Genomic DNA, 17,584 nt, shown 5'->3' with positions numbered 1-17,584 from the left:
ACCAGCCGGGCGTCGCGCCAAATCAAGGCTCCACGCGCAACCGGTTTATTCAAAGCCTTGCTGGCGCAATACGCGGGTGTCGTCCGCCCAGCCGCTTTTGACCTTGACCCAGACTTCCAGATAAACCTTGGCATCAAAGAGCTTTTCCATATCCTGGCGAGACTCGGTGGCAATCCGCTTGAGCTTTTCACCATTCTTGCCGATCAGGATCGCTTTTTGGCCATCACGATCAACCAGCACCGCCGCGTAGATGCGATACAACGGGCGACCGTCTCGCATGGTTTCTTCGTCGAACTTCTCGATTTCCACCGTCATGGCATAGGGCAGTTCGTCGCCCAGCATGCGAAAGAGCTTTTCACGAACAATCTCAGCGGCCAGAAAGCGTGAGTTGCGATCCGTGATGTGATCTTCCGGATACATCGGCACCGACTCAGGCAACAAAGGCTGTACCGTTTGCAGCAAGACATCCAGTTGCTGGGCGCGCAGGGCCGAAACAGGGACAATCGCATGAAACTCGAACCGTTCGGCAATTTTTTCAATGAACGGTAGCAAAGCTTCTTTTTGCGGCAACTGATCGATCTTGGTGATCACCAGCAGAACCGGGCGGTGTTTCGGCAGAAGCTTGAGCACGGCTTCATCGGCAGCACCAAACTGGCCCGCCTCTACCAGGAACAGCACTGCGTCCACGTCGGCCAGCGTTGTGGTCACATTACGGTTCATCGCATCATTCAATGCGTTTTTGTATTTGGTCTGGAAACCAGGCGTGTCAACAAAAACGAACTGCGCCGCTTCAGTGGTATACACACCCGTGATGCGATGGCGCGTCGTTTGCGCCTTGCGCGAAGTAATACTGATCTTCTGTCCGATCAGATGGTTCATCAACGTGGACTTGCCCACATTAGGACGGCCCACGATGGCGACAAAACCACAACGGAACCCTGCGGCACTCTCCGGGCCAGCAACGAAATCGGAATCAGCCATAACGGGCTCCAGACTTGATATTGAATTGGGGGATTGAGTCAGTACCGGCCTTCTGAGGCCGGGCCGACTCTCAAGCGCGCTTGGGCGCCTTGCCTGGGTACTTCTCTTTCAGCATACCCAGTGCTTCACCCGCGGCAAGTTGTTCTGCTGAACGCCGGCTCGGGCCTTGCGCCAGTGTAGTGACTTTCAGCGCAGGAATGCTGCATGACATCTCGAATACCAGGTTGGGCGATTCACCCTCCTGGCGCACCACTTCGTAAATCGGCAACGCATGGTGACGCGCCTGCAGCCATTCTTGCAGCGCGGTTTTCGGGTCTTTGAGCGCACGAGCCGGGTCAATGGACTCGATGCGGCTCACAAACAGGCGCTCAATCATGCCTTGCGCGGCTTCAAAGCCGCCATCAAGCCACGCCGCACCAAAAATGGCCTCCAGCGCATCCGCCAGTATAGACGGCCGGCGATGACCACCGCTCTTAAGCTCGCCTTCTCCCAACCACAGATAGTCGCCCAGGTTGAGTTCGCTGGCCACATTAGCCAGCGACTCTTGCCGCACAAGACTGGCACGCAGTCGTGACAGTTCGCCTTCGTTCAGCTTTGGAAAATGAATAAACAAAGCGCGCCCGACCACGGCGTTCAGCACTGCATCACCAACAAACTCGAGACGCTCATTGTGGGTAGAAGCAAAGCTGCGATGCGTCAACGCCTGTTTGATCAAGCGTGGATCAGAAAAGGAATAACCGAGCACCTTTTGCAGGTGCTCTGGAGGAAGAACAATGGACACTGTTTACTGACCTGCCGAAGCGCCACTCGATTTGGAAACATCAAAAGTGAACAACAAGCTGCAATTGCCTACCAGCGGCACTACGCGCTCATAGCTGACACTAATGGTCGTCACACCACCCCCTTGACTGATTTTGAGGTCTTCCGGCTTGACCGAATCCATATCACTGATTTGCGAGTGGCGGCTAAACGAAGCGCGGATGTCCGCAGGGGAAGCGCCTGCCTCTTCCTTCACGAGAGTGCTAATTGTCTTCTGGACGTTGAAGTATTCAATCCACGCCGGAACAGCTTTAAACGCAGTGACTGCTACCGCAGCCACAACAATAGCCACGATGACAAATCCGAAAAACGACAACCCCGCTTGCTTGCGCATTTTTATATCCCCTTCTATGCCCCCGGATCATTCTGCCCGGTTGGCAAACAGCCCTGTGCGGCTATGCAGTTTAGTGAATGACGGTACCAACACGGCTCAACTGCTTGGGGTTGAACCACACCAGGAACGCCTTGCCCACCACGTATTTATCCGGTACAAAACCCCAATAACGGCTATCCGCAGAGTGGTCGCGGTTGTCGCCCATCATGAAGTAATACCCGTCCGGTACCTTGCAGCTAAAACCCTCGTCATCATAGCGGCAGTTTTCGCGGTACGGAAAGTCACGCACCTCCGAAAGCATTACGTACGGCGGATTCTCAATGGCTTCGAGCGTGTTGTAGACATGCTCGCCCTGCTTTTCCAGAAACTGTTTATTCCGTACCAGTTGCACGCCATCTTCGACGTAATCAAGCGTTCCGGCGTCCTGAGTAGGCACCGGTTGACCATTTATGGTCAGGCGTTTGTGACGATACTCGACCGTGTCACCCGGTACACCAATAGTGCGCTTGATGTAATTGACCGCCGGATTTTCCGGGTAATTGAACACCATCACATCACCGTGCTGGGGCTTGCCTACCGGAACAAACACGTTGTTCAGCACCGGTACACGCAAACCGTAAGCAAACTTGTTAACCACGATGAAATCGCCCACTACAAGACCAGGGCGCATGGAGGATGACGGAATCTGATAAGGCTCAATCAAGAACGAGCGCAGCAGGAACACCACCAGGATAACCGGGAAGAACCCACGACCGTATTCGACCCAGTCGGGCACCGCAGCCGAACCGCGTTTTTTGCCCAGTACAAACTTGTCCAGTGCCCACACAATACCGGTCAGGATGACGAATACCAGCATCGCCGCAGCGATCGACATGTACTGCACCAGCAGGATGAACACACCCACAATGGCAAAAAGGTATCCGTACTGCACCAGTTGCGGCGCTTCCGGACCAGTACGTTGCTGCTTGCTGCCCAGCGCGATCATGACCGGGCCAAGCAAAGTCACCACGATGCCGATTAAAAGCCAGTTCATCAGAAACCTTGTATTGGATTGGATTGAAACAAGCGGAGCTCAACACCCCGCCGGCACGTGCAGTTGACGATGTTTGTACTGTTTATTTGTCGCTGACTTGCAAGATCGCGAGGAAAGCCTCTTGCGGGATTTCCACGTTACCTACCTGTTTCATGCGCTTTTTACCTGCTTTCTGTTTCTCAAGCAGCTTTTTCTTGCGGGTAATATCGCCACCGTAACATTTTGCCAGCACGTCTTTACGCATGGCTTTTACGGTTTCACGCGCAATAATGTGCGCGCCGATCGCTGCCTGAATGGCAATATCGAACATCTGGCGTGGAATGAGTTCCCGCATTTTGGAAACCAGCTCGCGGCCACGATAGATAGAACTGGCGCGGTGCACGATCAGACTGAGCGCATCAACGCGTTCGCCATTCACCAGCACATCCAGCTTGACCAGATCATCAGCGCGGAATTCCTTGAAGTCATAGTCCAGCGAGGCATACCCGCGCGAAACCGACTTGAGCTTGTCAAAGAAATCCATCACGACTTCGGCCATGGGCAGATCGTAGGTCAGCATGACCTGGCGACCCATGTACTGCATGTTGCGTTGGGCACCGCGCTTCTGGTTACACAGCGTCATGACTGCGCCCACGTAATCCTGCGGCACAAGGATGGTTGAGGTAATAATCGGCTCACGGATTTCCTCAACCTTGCCCGGATCCGGCAGCTTGGACGGGTTTTCCACTTCAACCACCGTGCCGTCTTTCATCAGCACTTCGTACACCACGGTCGGCGCCGTGGTGATGAGGTCCATATCGAATTCGCGCTCAAGGCGTTCCTGTACGATTTCCAGGTGCAACAAACCAAGGAAACCACAGCGGAAACCAAAACCTAGAGCCTGAGAGACTTCTGGTTCGAAATGGAGCGATGCATCGTTCAACTGGAGCTTTTCCAGCGATTCACGCAGCGCTTCAAAGTCATGGCTTTCTACCGGATACAAACCGGCGAACACCTGCGATTTGACTTCCTTGAAGCCCGGCAGTGGCTCTTCAGCAGCCGGCTTCACCAGCGTCACCGTATCGCCGACCTTGGCACTGGCCAATTCCTTGATGCCAGCAATCACAAAACCCACTTCACCGGCACGCAATACATCACGCTGGATCGATTTGGGCGTAAACACGCCGACTTGTTCACACAGATGCTGTGCCTTGGTCGACATGAACAGAATCTTGTCCTTCGGGCGCAGTTCGCCATCGACCACGCGCACCAGCATGATCACGCCCACATAGTTGTCAAACCAGGAGTCAATGATCAGCGCCTTGAGGGGGCCATCCGGATTGCCCAAAGGTGCCGGGACACGACGCACCACCTCTTCCAGAATGTCTTCAATACCGATGCCGTTTTTGGCCGATGCACGCACGGCCTCAGTGGCTTCGATACCAACGATATCTTCAATTTCCTGGATTACGCGCTCGGGCTCTGCAGCGGGCAAGTCAATTTTGTTCAAGACCGCAACGACTTCCACACCTTGCTCAATGGCGGTGTAGCAGTTGGCAACAGTCTGGGCTTCCACCCCCTGTGAGGCATCAACCACCAGCAATGCCCCTTCACAGGCGGCCAGCGAACGGCTGACTTCATAACTGAAGTCAACGTGCCCCGGGGTGTCGATCAAATTCAGGTTGTAGACCTGACCATCACGTGCCTTGTAGGTCAGCGCTGCGGTCTGGGCCTTGATGGTAATGCCTCGCTCTTTTTCGATGTCCATCGAGTCGAGCACTTGCTCGGACATCTCGCGCGCTTCGAGGCCGCCACAAAACTGGATAAAACGGTCTGCCAGCGTCGACTTGCCATGGTCAATGTGGGCAATGATGGAGAAATTGCGAATGTGCTTCATCGAGTAAGTTCAATAACCTAAGGGCAGTGGGCCGCTACGCCGTGCAACTGCAAAAAGGGGCACGCCCTGCGTGCCCCTCGGTTGAAAGCCGGATAATTGAAACCGATTTTACCGGAAATCGGGCTCGCAAACAAAAACATCGGCCGGCAGCCCCGCCCGCTTCCGCTTAATGTGCCTTGACTAGCCAGGCATCGAGCGCTTCCAGGTCCAGGTGATAGTGGCAGATTTCTGTATCAGCGCTATCTGCCAGCACTGGCACAAGCTCACCATAGCGCTCTTCCAGATCATCACTATCGTCAATGTCGATCCAGGTCACGCAGAACCCGCGCTGACGGGAAAGCACGTCAAGCTGCTCGCGCATGTTCACGCACAAGCTGCAATACTCCCGGCCATAAAGGCGCAGTTGCATGGGCATGGTCATGGGGCTTGTTTGTCCTTGTCGGTTTTTTCCGGCGCCTTGATGGTCAGGAACAATGAACCATCCTGACGCATCACGCGCAAAGCAAGGGTTTCAGCTGGCTTGAGCGCATCCAGAGCCTGCTTGAGCTGGGCAAAACTGGTCAACTCAGCACCCGCAATGCCAATGATCACATCTCCTTGCTGCAGACCGGCGCGCATTGCCGCACCGCTGGCCCCCTGTACGCCCACACCATACTTGATACCCAACTGCTTGAGCTGGCGCGGGTTGAGTTCGACCAGCGACAGACCAAAGCGCCGGGACGAAACCGCATCGTCGTTCTTCTTTCCACCCGGCTTGCCAGGCTTGCCTGGCGCAGCTTCATCCTGCTCATCCAGTGTGGCCACCGTCAAAGTGACGTCGCGGGCAGACTTGTCGCGCCAGATCTGCATGGTGGCAGTGGTACCCGGTTTGGTGCTGGTCACAAGACGCGGCAGATCGCTACTCTCTTCCACCGGCTGACCATTGAACTTGAGCACGATATCACCCGGCTTCACGCCGGCCTTGCCGGCTGGGCCGTCCTTGTCGACTGCAGAAACCAGCGCGCCCTGCGCCTTGGTCAGACCAAAGCTCTTGGCCAGATCGTCACTGACGGATTGCACTGCCACACCGATCCGCCCACGAATCACCTTGCCGTGCGCCTTGAGTTCAGCCACAACTTTCATGGCTTCATTGATCGGAATGGAAAACGACAACCCCATGAAACCGCCAGAACGGCTGTAAATCTGGGAATTGATCCCCACCACCTGGCCATCCAGATTAAACAACGGACCACCAGAGTTACCCGGATTGATAGCGACATCCGTCTGGATAAACGGGGTCTGGTTTTCGTCGAGCAATCTGCGGCCCGTCGCCGAGACAATGCCAGCCGTAACCGTATTCTCAAACCCGAATGGAGAACCAATAGCCACAACCCACTGACCAGGCTTGAGCACATCAGAGTTGCCCAGATCCACCTTGGGTAGATTGGTCGCCTCGATCTTCAACAAGGCGATGTCGGTACGCGTATCGGAACCGACCACCGTGGCCTTGTATTCTTTCTTGTCGGTCAGCGTGACCTTGATGGAGTCTGCCTGCGCCACGACATGGGCATTGGTCAGGATATAGCCGTTGGCATCAATAACGAACCCGGAACCCAATGACTGCGCGGTGCGCTCACGTGGCTGTTGCTGACCTGCAGATGGGGGCACAGGAAAACCAAAACGACGCAGCAGATTGAGCGTGTCTTCATCCAGACCCGACTCATCGCCCGAATCCCGAAGCGTCGCCGTTGTAGACACGTTGACGACTGCTTTTCCTTCCTTTTCAACCAGTTGCGTAAAATCAGGCAAACCGGTTACCGCAGCCGACGCGGCGACACCGCTTAACGCAAGCAAGCCGCCGACAAACAAGGTTTTTATTTGCATGGTCTGGTCACTGTTCTGAAACGGGGACAAAAACAGACAAACGCGCCCTGGACAAGTTCAAAGCCGGCGGCAGTGTGGTTTAGTGAACACCATCCGGGCTGGGCGCGTTGCGATCACAGAATTTGATGGGTTGCGCACCGGGCGCCAGCCGCTCCAGCGTAGCTGGTTCAGCCTGTGTCGCCAGGTTGCGACGACTACGCAAAATGAGGAAACCCGCCACAAAACCCACAGCAGCACCCAGCACGGCGCCCAGATCAGGCAAACCATAGGGGGCCACAGTACGGCCAATGACAGCACCTGCCATCAAGGCAATCAACGGCACGCCATAGGCGGCAAACGCGGTACGCAGCAGCATGCCGTCGGCCACGCCGATGCGAACGAAGTCGCCGGGCTGCGCATCCACGGTGTTACGTACACGAAAGGCTTCTTTGGCGTTGCCAAACATGCGGGTAATGGCGACCGACTTGCAGCCGGTTTCCGGGTCGCAGTTGCCACAAGGCGCGTGCGGACGGATTCGTACCCAGACATGTTCGCCTTCGCGGCGCACCACTTGTGCTTCGCTTTCAATCATTTGTTGTATGTTCCTGAAACCAGGCCGCAATTATGCGGCGTTAGCCTATTGCGTGCCCGACTTTTCGCCTTTCGGCGTGTACGCGTAACTGAACGCCTGGACGGTCTCCGCCGGCACTTCGCCCAGCACAGTCAACAAATAAGGTCCTGCCTGGCGAGCAAAGACGGTAATGCCAGCTTGCTGGGCAATACCCAACGGTGCAGCTGGATCAAACGGCTCAATGAACACCGAGATCGTCACCAGACCATCACCATACAAATGGTGCACCACCGGTCTGGGTTTGCCGGTCATGGCACGCTGGCTCACCTTCAACAGGCGGAACCCACCAGGTAGATTATGGATGTCCCAGGCCGGATCTTTGGGCAAGGTCAATGTACCGGGGGCATCGTCCACCGGCGCCGGTTTAACCGGGTAAACCGGTTTAAGCTGACGTTTATCGATGGAGCCACCAATCTGCACCTGCGAAAACGCAAAGACTTCGACCGGCTCGTGTCGCACACCCAGCATGACTGATTTGAGCATCAAGCCGGTATCTGCGTGCACCCAGTAACGGTGCGGGTAACGCAATTTGTCTTTGGGCTCGAAATCGTAAATATTTGTGTCTTGCCCGGCGACCCGCTCCTGACCGACGTACCGCACCTGGTAATTAACCAGCACGTGCTCCGGGTCATCCGGAAACTGGCGCGGAAACAGTTTGGAGGACTGGCGCCGATCAATCGGAAACACCTGCCCACCCGGCAGGTACAAACTGATCTGGTTGCCCTGCCGGTAAAATTCACGCGGCGGACCATCCAGCGATTCCCGACGTTCAATATCGTTGCCCGATGTCGCTTCGTGTATCACACGAAACGCCTCCATGTTGTCACCGTGCTGATGCACGTAGACCCCCTGGAAGGTCACCGTGCGGGCAGCGTTGGCAACGCGCGCGACCAGCTGATTGGCCTCCTGGGCACTCAGAAGCTCATTGGGAACGGGAGTGGCAGCCAGCAAACGGTGGCCAGCCAGGAACAAACTGCCGGCAAGGATCCAGCCCTTGGTTTTCATCATTATTTGGTCGGTTGGGTCTCAAACGAGGCGTAAACGATATCGCGACCATCAATCGGATTGCCCGAATCTTCATGATGGGCAACCAGGTAAGCGCGGAAGCGATTGTCCGTACCCGTGCTGGCAACGCGCACGGCCTGTTGCTTGACGGCAGCCATTTGCGGCGCGGCGAGCGGCGAGCCGGTGTATGCACCGTGAAAAGCCTGCCAGCCAACAACACTCAGAAATGCGACAGACGCCGCAGCGGAGAGCGGTGCCAGAGCGCGACGCATGAAGCGACGACGCCGGGAAGCCGCCGCCGGTACCAGCACTACCGGTTCGGTTGCCAGGCGATCAGAGAAGTTTTTCATGAAATCCGGCGACAAAATGGGATGCTGTTGCATCACATCTCCCACCAGGTGCCAGTCTTGCCAGTCATCGCGCAAGGCCGGGTCGGCGTGCAGTTGCGCCAGAACATGGTCGAATTCGGCTGGTTCCAGCTCTCCATCGATCAGTGCGGACAAATGTTCTTTCATGATTCGTTACCCTCTTGTTGCCCGCCGCCAGCGGGCTTTATCGTGCTGCGTATTCCTGTTACCAGCGCCTGTCTTTACCTACTGTCTCAAGCAAGGGCCGCAATTTGCCGGCAATGGCTTCGCGAGCCCGAAAGATACGCGATCGGACGGTACCTATGGGACAGTTCATCACGGTGGCGATATCTTCGTACGACAAACCGTCCATTTCGCGCAACGTAATGGCAGTTTTAAGCTCGTCCGGAAGGGTATCGACCACCTCATTGACAGTTCTGACAATCTCCCTGTTGGAGAGTTCAGCATCGGGCGTATGGTAATCCGGAATCTGCGCAGCAGCATCCAGGGTTTCGCCTTCGTCGTCTTCATAATCTGCAGCCAACTGGGGGCGACGACCCATGGCGGCAAGGTAATTCTTGGCCGTATTGATGGCAATACGGTAAAGCCATGTATAGAACGCACTTTCCCCGCGAAAGGAAGGCAATGCGCGATAGGCCTTGATGAAAGCCTCTTGCGTTACGTCTTCAATTTCATGCGGGTCACGGATGAGCCTTGAGAGCAAGCGCGCGATTCTGCGCTGGTATTTGGCGACCAGGAGCTCGAAGGCTTTCTTGTCGCCGCCTTGCGCGCGCACGACAAGAGCCTGATCGACATCCCGTTCGGTTAGGTTTTCCAATGCGGGCTCCGTAAGGACCGGCCTGCTGAATATTCAAATGACAACAATCGCGCCACGGCGGGTACAGCCAGACGCCGGGCCAATGCCAAACGCGGGCGGTTCCCCAATGAACTCGCGCTGGCGGACTGGCAGCATGACATGCGGTGCATGCCATCCAGATTGCTGTCAGATGCAGACCTTCTTGATTGATTCTTTGTTATCTGGGGCTGACAAGCCCGTTTTACAAGACGGGTTATTTCCATTCATCCTCGCATCCCTGCCTTAAAACCGGCTTAAAAACCACCGCGGCGAATGACCAGGGGCCGCCGGGGTATCCGGGCTGTTATAGTTACACTTTTGCGACACCGTCTCGGGAGTGACGATTAGCCATGCGCCAGTTCGATGTGTTGATCATGGGAAGCGGCCTTGCCGGCATGACCATTGCCCTCAAGCTTGCAGACAAGCTCAAGGTGGGCCTGGTCACCAAACGGGCTCTGCGTGACGGCGGTAGTGGCTGGGCCCAAGGCGGTATTGCGGCGGTCCTTGATGATGCTGACAGCATTGAACTGCATATCCGGGATACGTTCGTAGCGGGGGCTGGATTATGCGATGCGCAAGCAACTCGTTTCATTATTGAAAATTCACGTGATGCCATCGACTGGCTGATCGAGATGGGCGTGCCCTTTACCCGCGACGATTCCGGCGATACCAACTACCACGGCTATCACCTGACGCGTGAAGGCGGTCACAGCCATCGTCGCATTATTCATGCGGCCGATGCCACTGGCGCAGCGGTGATTGATACCCTGGCCAAAAAGGTGGCCGCACACCCCCACATTACGGTACTGGAAGACCACATCGCGCTTGACCTCATCACCGGCAAGAAACTGGGGCTGGATGATGACCGCTGCTGGGGCGCTTATGTCTATGACAAAGCCAATGATCGTGTGGAAACTTTTGTTGCCGGCCATACCGTGCTGGCCACCGGTGGCGCTGGCAAGGTGTATCTATATACCACCAATCCCGATGTCGCCACGGGTGATGGCATTGCCATGGGCTGGCGAGCAGGTTGCAGCGTGTCCAATATGGAGTTCATCCAGTTCCACCCCACTTGTTTGTATCACCCTCATGCCAAATCCTTCCTGATTACCGAGGCGGTCCGTGGCGAAGGTGGCATTCTCAAATTGCCGGATGGCACGCGTTTCATGCCACAGCATGACGAGCGTGCGGAACTCGCACCGCGAGACGTCGTAGCCCGTGCCATTGACTTTGAAATGAAGAAAGGCGGCTATGACTGTGTGTACCTGGATATCTCGTACAAGCCGGCCAGTTTTATCAAGGAACACTTCCCGAATATCTACCAGCGCTGCCTGGAGCTGGGCATCGATATCACCCGTGAACCCATCCCGGTTGTGCCCGCTGCCCACTACACCTGCGGCGGGTTGGTCGTCGATCTGTATGGCCGCACCGATGTGGAAGGTCTTTATGCAGTGGGCGAAGCCGCCTGCACCGGCCTGCATGGCGCCAACCGGTTGGCATCAAACTCCCTGCTGGAATGTATGGTGATTGGCAAAGCCACCGCTGAAGACATTCTGGCCACCCCGCCCGATGCCATCCCTTCTGTGCCCGAATGGGATGAAAGCCAGGTGACGGACCCGGATGAAGAAGTGGTCATCGCCCACAACTGGGATGAACTGCGGCGCTTCATGTGGGATTACGTGGGCATTGTGCGCACCAACAAACGACTGGAACGCGCGCTTCACCGCATTGAGTTGCTGCAACACGAAATCAACGACTACTACACCAACTTCCGTGTGGGTAACGATCTGATCGAGTTGCGTAATCTGGTCACGACCGCCCAGTTGATTGTCCAGTCAGCCATGGCACGCAAAGAAAGCCGCGGCCTGCACTACAGTCGCGATTACCCGGGCATGCTGTCCGAAGCGGTTCCGACTGTCCTCAAGCCCTGACTCAGGCTGCGGTAACCAGCCCCACTCCTGCCTGTTGATATTGCGAAGACCACAAACTGGATCTGAGCAAGTCATTCATGCAAGTGTGGGGCTTTTTGTACTTGTGGGACAACAACTACAAAATCCGGTTGATTGCGGATAGCGTGCCAGTTTAAGGTGTTTATGCACCTTTCATGTGCGCCCCGCAAACGGGCCCGCTGCGCCGGAGTGACTACCGGTAGCCGGTTGGCACCTGTGCGGCAACAATATCCAGGCTATACAAAGAAAAGCCAGATACTTCCCCGCAACCCGGAGTCGAAATTTGATGAGTGAAGAAACCCTCAAACCCCTGGTGATCGGGAACTGGAAGACGTATGTCTCACGCGAAGCCTGTGCCGGCGTTTTGACCGAACTGGCGGATGTGCCACACCCCAAGGATGTGGAAACCGTCGTTTGCCCATCGCACACCCTGCTGGCAGAAACAGCGGGCCCGTTGCTTGCCAATGGCTACGTGCTCGGTGGTCAAAGCTGCAGCGTTGATCCTGACCTTCCGGATGCCGTTGACGTCCCGGCCAGCGCACTGGTCGAGGCTGGCTGTAAATACGTCGTGGTCGGCCATGCTGAGCGTCGCCGCCTGTTTGCCGAAAACGATCACCAGATCGCCCACAAGGTTCAGCAAGCCATTCAAGCAGGGCTCACGCCGGTGCTGTGTCTGGGTGAAGATGCAGATCAGCGTCGCAGCAACCAGACCACCAAAGCCTTGCAAAAACAATTGCAGCAGGCCGTTGCGCTGTTTGGGGCTGACTGGTCGAAGATGGTTGTGGTTTATCAGCCGCAGTGGGCGCTGGATGACAAAACGGTCATCTCGGTCATTCAACTGGCCGGTACGATCCGTACGCTGCGCCAGTTGCTGCAAGAGCTGCACGAAGACAATGGCGTTGGTTTCCCGCAGCGCATTCTTTACGGCGGCAGCGTGGACGAACACAACGCAGCAAGTTTGATGATCGGTGCCGAGATTGACGGCGTACTGGTAGGCCGTGCGTCCTACCCGGCCGAACGCTTCTTGCAGATTTGTCTTGAGGTCTCTCTGGCAGCCCGGATCGGCGCTTATGCCGGCCCGCGCCATGCGCCATTGGTCAACGGCGCAGCCGCCTGAGTTTTTTGGTGGTCGGTCAATGAAAAAGCCGCATCAACTGATGCGGCTTTTTTCTTTGGTTCATATTGGCGGTTGACCAGGCCGGCGTTACTCGCCCGCCCCTTGCAGGACTGCGGCTTCTTTACGCGCTTGCTTCCTGGCTGCACGACGCGTCTGAATCCAGTGACTAAAGCGATCCAGATACAGATACACCACCGGTGTTGTGAACAAAGTCAGCGCTTGTGACAGCACCAGACCACCCACCATGGCGTAACCCAGCGGACGACGCAACTCAGACCCGGCACCATGGCCCAGCATCAGCGGCAAACCGGCCAGCAAGGCACACATGGTCGTCATCATGATCGGGCGGAACCGCAAGATGCACGCTTGATAGATGGACTCTTGCGGACCCATACCGTGGTCGCGCTCGGCGGTCAGGGCAAAGTCGATCATCATGATGCCGTTTTTCTTCACGATACCGATCAGCAAGATAATCCCGATCAAGGCAATCACCGAGAGATCGTACCCCGCCGCCATCAGGATCAAAAGCGCCCCGACACCAGCCGACGGCAAGGTAGAGAGGATGGTCAGCGGGTGAATATAGCTCTCATACAACAGGCCCAGCACGATATACACCGCAATCAGCGCCGCAGCGATCAGGTAAGGCTGGGACGACAGCGAGTCGCCAAAAGCCTTGGCCGTACCCTGGAAGGCGCCCGTCAGTGTTTGGGGTACGCCCATTTCGGTCTGCGCCTTGCTGATGGCATCAACTGCCTCACCCAGCGAGACCCCCTTGGCGAGGTTGAACGAGATCGTCACCGCCGGGAACTGGCTCTGGTGACTGATCGACAAATACGCCGTCTTGTTGGTGTCGATGTGCACAAAGGTCGACAACGGGACTTGTTGGTTAGTCAGCGGCGACGTGATATAGAGTTTGTCGAACAACGCCGGGTCCAGCTGTAATTCCGGTTTGACCTCCATCACCACGTGATAGGTATTGACCTGCGTGTAGTACTGGGCCACCTGGCGCTGGCCGATGGCGTCGTACAGCGTGGCATCAATCAGCGATGGCGAGATTCCAAAGCTGGAAGCACGAGCACGGTCAATCGTCAGCACCGCCGTTGCGGCAGCGTTTTGCTGATCAGACGCCAGATCCGTCAATTGGGGTAGTTTGCGGAAGCGGTCCAGCAACCGGGGTGCCCAGTTATTCAGTTCATCAAGGTTGGAATCCGTGAGCGTGTATTGGTACTGCGTACGCGACAAACGCCCACCCACGTTAATGTCCTGACCCGCTTGCAGGAACAGGTTCACCCCCTCCACCTTGGCCAGTTGCGGACGCAGACGGGCAATCACTTCATCCGCGCTCAAGGTCCGGCCTTCGTCTTTGGGCTTGAGGTTGATATAAAAGTTACCGGTATTGAAGGTGCTCTGCCCGCCCACCATGGCAAAGCTTGCTACATCCGGGTCTTGCCGGATCACATCCGCCAGCGAGCGCATGCGCTCGTTCATGGCTTTGAACGATGAATCCTGTGCGGTTTCAGCAAAACCAAACACAAAGCCGGTGTCTTGTTGCGGGAAAAAGCCCTTGGGAATAAAGATAAACAACACCACCGACAACGCCACTGTGCACAGGAACACGCACAGGGTGATGAACTGGTGCTTCATCACCAGATCAAGCCCGCGGCGGTAGCCAGACAACAAGGCATCAAAACCGCGCTCGAACATCTGATAGAGCTTGCCGTGCTTGTCGCCGTGATGGTCTTTCAGGAAGCGCGAACACAGCATCGGCGTGAGGGTCAGCGAGATCACCACAGACACCGCAATGGTCAGTGTCACGGTAATAGAGAACTCGCGGAACAAACGCCCGACAATGCCGCCCATTAGCAGCAGCGGGATAAACACCGCCACCAGCGACACCGAGATCGAAATGATGGTGAAGCCGATTTCGCCCGCACCTTTGTAGGCGGCATCCATTGGCGACATGCCGTCTTCCACGTGCCGGTAGATGTTCTCCAGCATCACGATCGCGTCATCCACCACGAAGCCGACCGCGATAGTCAGCGCCATCAGTGAGAGGTTATCCAGGCTGAAACCGACGAGATACATCACGGCCGCCGTACCCATCAGAGCTAGCGGCACGGTCACACTGGGGATCAGCGTTGCGGCCACATTGCGCAAGAACACAAAAATAATGCCTACCACCAGCAGGATGGTCAGGACCAGCGTGAACTCGACATCACGGACTGACGCACGGATGGTCTGCGTGCGGTCGGTCAGAATATTGACGTGCACCGTTGGCGGAATAGCGGCCTGCAAGCGCGGCAGCGCGGCTTTAACACGCTCCACGGTCTCGATCACGTTAGCGCCTGGCTGTTTGGTAATCGCCAGCACGATAGCTCGCTGGCCGCTCAGAATGGTCGCACTCGGGTCCACCGCTTTACCGGCATAAGCCCAGCCAGCCAGTTTGGTGTTTTCCGGGCCATCAATCGCAGAGCCGATGTCCTTGATCCGGACTGGCGCCCCGTTCTTGTAGGCAACCACCATGTCATTCCACGGTCCGGCCTTCAGGATCTGGTCATTGGTGTAGACCGTAAAGCTTTGGCGGTCGCCATCCACCGTACCCTTGGGGGCGTTGACGGTCGTGGTCGAAACTACCGTTCGCACGTCTTCCAGACTCATGCCCATGGCGGAGAGTTTGGCCGGGTCAAGCTGGATACGCACTGCCGGCTTTTGTTGGCCCCCAATGTTCACAAGGCCCACGCCCTGAATCTGGGAGATCTGCTGCGCCAGGATGTTATCGGCGTAATCGTTGACCTCAGTGAGCGGCAACGTATCGGACTGCACCGCCATCACGATGATCGGTGAATCTGCCGGGTTAATCTTGCGCCAGGTCGGCGGATTGGGCAGGTTGTTGGGCAACTGGCCTGTCGCTGCGTTAATGGCAGCCTGCACATCAACGGCCGCTGCATCAATATTGCGATTGAGATCAAACTGCAGCGTGATCTGGGTACTACCCAGCGCGCTGGATGAAGTCATCTGCGACAGCCCCGCAATCAGCGAGAACTGTCGTTCCAGTGGTTGGGCCACGTTGGAAGCCATGGTCTCCGGACTGGCACCCGGCAAACTGGCTGAGACCTGAATGGTTGGAAAATCCACCTGCGGTAGCGGCGCTACCGGCAAGAGACTCCATACGGCAATACCGACCAGCAAAATAGCAGCCGCCAGCAGGGACGTCCCGATCGGACGTTTAATAAACGCAGCAGAAATACTCACGATGACATCCCGGCTTAATGGCTGGCTGCAGCCTGTTTCTCGGCTTCGGCGACAACTGCACCGGGCTTGAGCTTGTATTGGCCATCAATGACAACCCGATCGCCAGCGTGCACGCCATCATCAATGACCGCCTTGCCATCCTGGATCAGTGCGACCTTCACCGGCTGGGCCTGCGCAGCATTGCTGGCACTCACTGTGTAAACGTACGTGCCGTTCACACCACGCTGGACCGCCGCCGCCGGCAAGGTAACTGCATGATCGCGATTACCCAGCACCAGATTCACGTTTACGTATTGGCCTGGCCATAAGGCGTGCTGCGGGTTGGGGAATGTGCCCTTGAGCGAAACCGTGCCGGTGGTGGTGTCGATCTGGTTATTGACCAGCGACAGCGTGCCTTGCGCCAGTGCCTCGCCGCCCGTGCGGGCATAGGCCACCACTTTGAGCGACTTACCGCCCTGCAAAGCCTTGTTCACCTGCTGCAGCGCGTCTTCCGGCAAGGTGAAAGTGGCCGCGATGGGATCAATCTGGTTAATCACGACCAGACCGGTCGTATCCGTGGCGTGCACGATATTGCCTGGATCAACCAGACGCGCGCCAGTCCGGCCAGAGAGCGGAGAAACAATGGTGGTGTAACCCAGTTGAACCTGAGCGTACTGAATTTGCGCATCATCATTTTTGACGGCAGCTTCCAGTTGCGCCACCAGCGCTTTTTGCGTGTCCAGTGTTTGCTGGGTCGTGGCATCTTGCTTGATCAGTTCAGCATAGCGGGCCAGATCACGACGGGCATTATCCAGCTGCGCCTGATCTTTGGCCCTGGCAGCCTGCACTTGCCCCAATTGAGCCTGAAAAGGGCTCGGATCGATCTGCGCCAGCATCTGGCCTGACTTCACATCCTGCCCTTCCTGAAAACCGACCTTCTGCAACTGACCGTCTACGCGTACTTTCACGGTAACAGAGGCATTGGCCTGCACCGTGCCGACCCCGGTCAGGTACACCGGTACGGACTCATCACCCGCCTTGACCGTGGTCACCCGGATGGCGGGCGCTGCCGCAGGGGGTTGGGTAGAGGCATCCGCCTTGCGCGTGCTGGTCCATAAAACCACGCCGCCCACCACCACAAGGGCTGAGGCAATGGCAATGGCGGACTGGGTTTTTCTTTGCCGGGTCATGACTTTCTTCACACCTTGTGCTGGGCCAGGCTAACGCCGGCACCTGTTTTATATCCAGATCGCGAGGTAAATCGGCCACCTGCGCAATCAATGCGATTGAATCCTTTGTTATCGTGCGGGCCGCCCTGTCCAGCGCACCCGCTACTCCCTGCCGCAGCCTCTTCAAATTACGCCTGTCTGGGGTAACGGGAATAACCATTGAGCGGCCACCCATCGTCTGCCAGGCATGACCAAACAGTTCAGGGCGCCTTTTGCAGTGCGTCAAAACGCCCTCCAGTCTGCAAAACGCAAACGGTTACATAGCGTTGACTGTCTTTACAAAGGCTTTACATGCCACCGATGCGTGGCAAGAACACGAGCAAAACCCACTCAA

15 protein-coding genes are annotated in these 17,584 nt (G+C 56.5%); 2 read left to right on the top strand and 13 right to left on the bottom strand.

Annotation, left to right across the window (positions count from 1 at the left end; genetic code table 11):
* Positions 1–45: 45 nt before the first annotated feature.
* The 11 genes from era to rpoE form a co-directional block, all read right to left on the bottom strand.
* Positions 46–981, bottom strand: coding sequence for a GTPase Era (era, locus tag IEX44_RS16075; RefSeq protein WP_188696234.1), 936 nt, complete (start codon positions 979–981; stop codon positions 46–48).
* A 70-nt stretch (positions 982–1,051) separates the two neighbouring features.
* Positions 1,052–1,762 carry a ribonuclease III gene (gene rnc, locus IEX44_RS16070; protein ID WP_188696231.1) on the bottom strand — a complete coding sequence of 237 codons (711 nt, stop codon included), beginning with the start codon at positions 1,760–1,762 and terminating at the stop codon, positions 1,052–1,054.
* A 3-nt stretch (positions 1,763–1,765) separates the two neighbouring features.
* On the bottom strand, positions 1,766–2,134 hold the full coding sequence (locus IEX44_RS16065) for a DUF4845 domain-containing protein (RefSeq protein ID WP_188696228.1): 369 nt from the start codon (positions 2,132–2,134) through the stop codon (positions 1,766–1,768).
* Positions 2,135–2,204: 70 nt separating this feature from the next.
* Positions 2,205–3,167: a signal peptidase I gene (lepB, locus tag IEX44_RS16060; protein WP_188696225.1), complete on the bottom strand. Its 963-nt coding sequence runs from the start codon at positions 3,165–3,167 to the stop codon at positions 2,205–2,207.
* A gap of 82 nt (positions 3,168–3,249) precedes the next feature.
* Entirely contained in the window at positions 3,250–5,043 is a 1,794-nt protein-coding gene (gene lepA, locus IEX44_RS16055; protein WP_188696222.1) for a translation elongation factor 4, read from the bottom strand.
* A gap of 166 nt (positions 5,044–5,209) precedes the next feature.
* On the bottom strand, positions 5,210–5,464 hold the full coding sequence (locus IEX44_RS16050; RefSeq protein WP_229679234.1) for a glutaredoxin family protein: 255 nt from the start codon (positions 5,462–5,464) through the stop codon (positions 5,210–5,212).
* Entirely contained in the window at positions 5,461–6,906 is a 1,446-nt protein-coding gene (locus IEX44_RS16045) for a DegQ family serine endoprotease (protein ID WP_188696219.1), read from the bottom strand. Before IEX44_RS16045 ends, IEX44_RS16050 begins: the two co-directional genes overlap by 4 nt.
* Positions 6,907–6,985: 79 nt before the next feature.
* A complete protein-coding gene (locus tag IEX44_RS16040) occupies positions 6,986–7,477 on the bottom strand; it encodes a SoxR reducing system RseC family protein (protein ID WP_188696216.1) in 492 nt (163 codons plus the stop codon).
* Positions 7,478–7,522: 45 nt separating this feature from the next.
* A complete protein-coding gene (locus tag IEX44_RS16035) occupies positions 7,523–8,521 on the bottom strand; it encodes a MucB/RseB C-terminal domain-containing protein (RefSeq protein ID WP_229679233.1) in 999 nt (332 codons plus the stop codon).
* 2 nt (positions 8,522–8,523) lie between these two features.
* Entirely contained in the window at positions 8,524–9,036 is a 513-nt protein-coding gene (locus IEX44_RS16030; RefSeq protein ID WP_188696210.1) for a sigma-E factor negative regulatory protein, read from the bottom strand.
* A 58-nt stretch (positions 9,037–9,094) separates the two neighbouring features.
* The gene (gene rpoE, locus IEX44_RS16025; RefSeq protein ID WP_188696207.1) at positions 9,095–9,706 is read right to left on the bottom strand and encodes an RNA polymerase sigma factor RpoE; all 612 of its coding nucleotides are present in this window, start codon (positions 9,704–9,706) and stop codon (positions 9,095–9,097) included.
* Between the two features lie 368 nt (positions 9,707–10,074).
* Between rpoE and nadB the strand changes: the two genes are divergently transcribed.
* Both nadB and IEX44_RS16015 read left to right on the top strand, forming a co-directional pair.
* On the top strand, positions 10,075–11,655 hold the full coding sequence (gene nadB / locus IEX44_RS16020) for an L-aspartate oxidase (protein ID WP_188696205.1): 1,581 nt from the start codon (positions 10,075–10,077) through the stop codon (positions 11,653–11,655).
* 304 nt (positions 11,656–11,959) lie between these two features.
* Complete coding sequence (locus IEX44_RS16015) at positions 11,960–12,790, top strand: triose-phosphate isomerase (RefSeq protein ID WP_188696202.1); 831 nt, start codon at positions 11,960–11,962, stop codon at positions 12,788–12,790.
* A gap of 87 nt (positions 12,791–12,877) precedes the next feature.
* Here IEX44_RS16015 and IEX44_RS16010 read toward each other — a convergent pair whose 3' ends face one another.
* Positions 12,878–16,042, bottom strand: a complete 3,165-nt coding sequence (locus IEX44_RS16010) for a multidrug efflux RND transporter permease subunit (RefSeq protein WP_188696199.1) — start codon at positions 16,040–16,042, stop codon at positions 12,878–12,880.
* Between the two features lie 14 nt (positions 16,043–16,056).
* Complete coding sequence (locus IEX44_RS16005) at positions 16,057–17,211, bottom strand: efflux RND transporter periplasmic adaptor subunit (protein ID WP_188696196.1); 1,155 nt, start codon at positions 17,209–17,211, stop codon at positions 16,057–16,059.
* Positions 17,212–17,584 lie beyond the last annotated feature (373 nt).

Source organism: Silvimonas amylolytica, assembly GCF_014645555.1.
GTDB lineage: Bacteria > Pseudomonadota > Gammaproteobacteria > Burkholderiales > Chitinibacteraceae > Silvimonas > Silvimonas amylolytica.
Note: the sequence above shows the minus strand (reverse complement) of the source record. Positions and strands in the feature narration are given on the sequence as shown.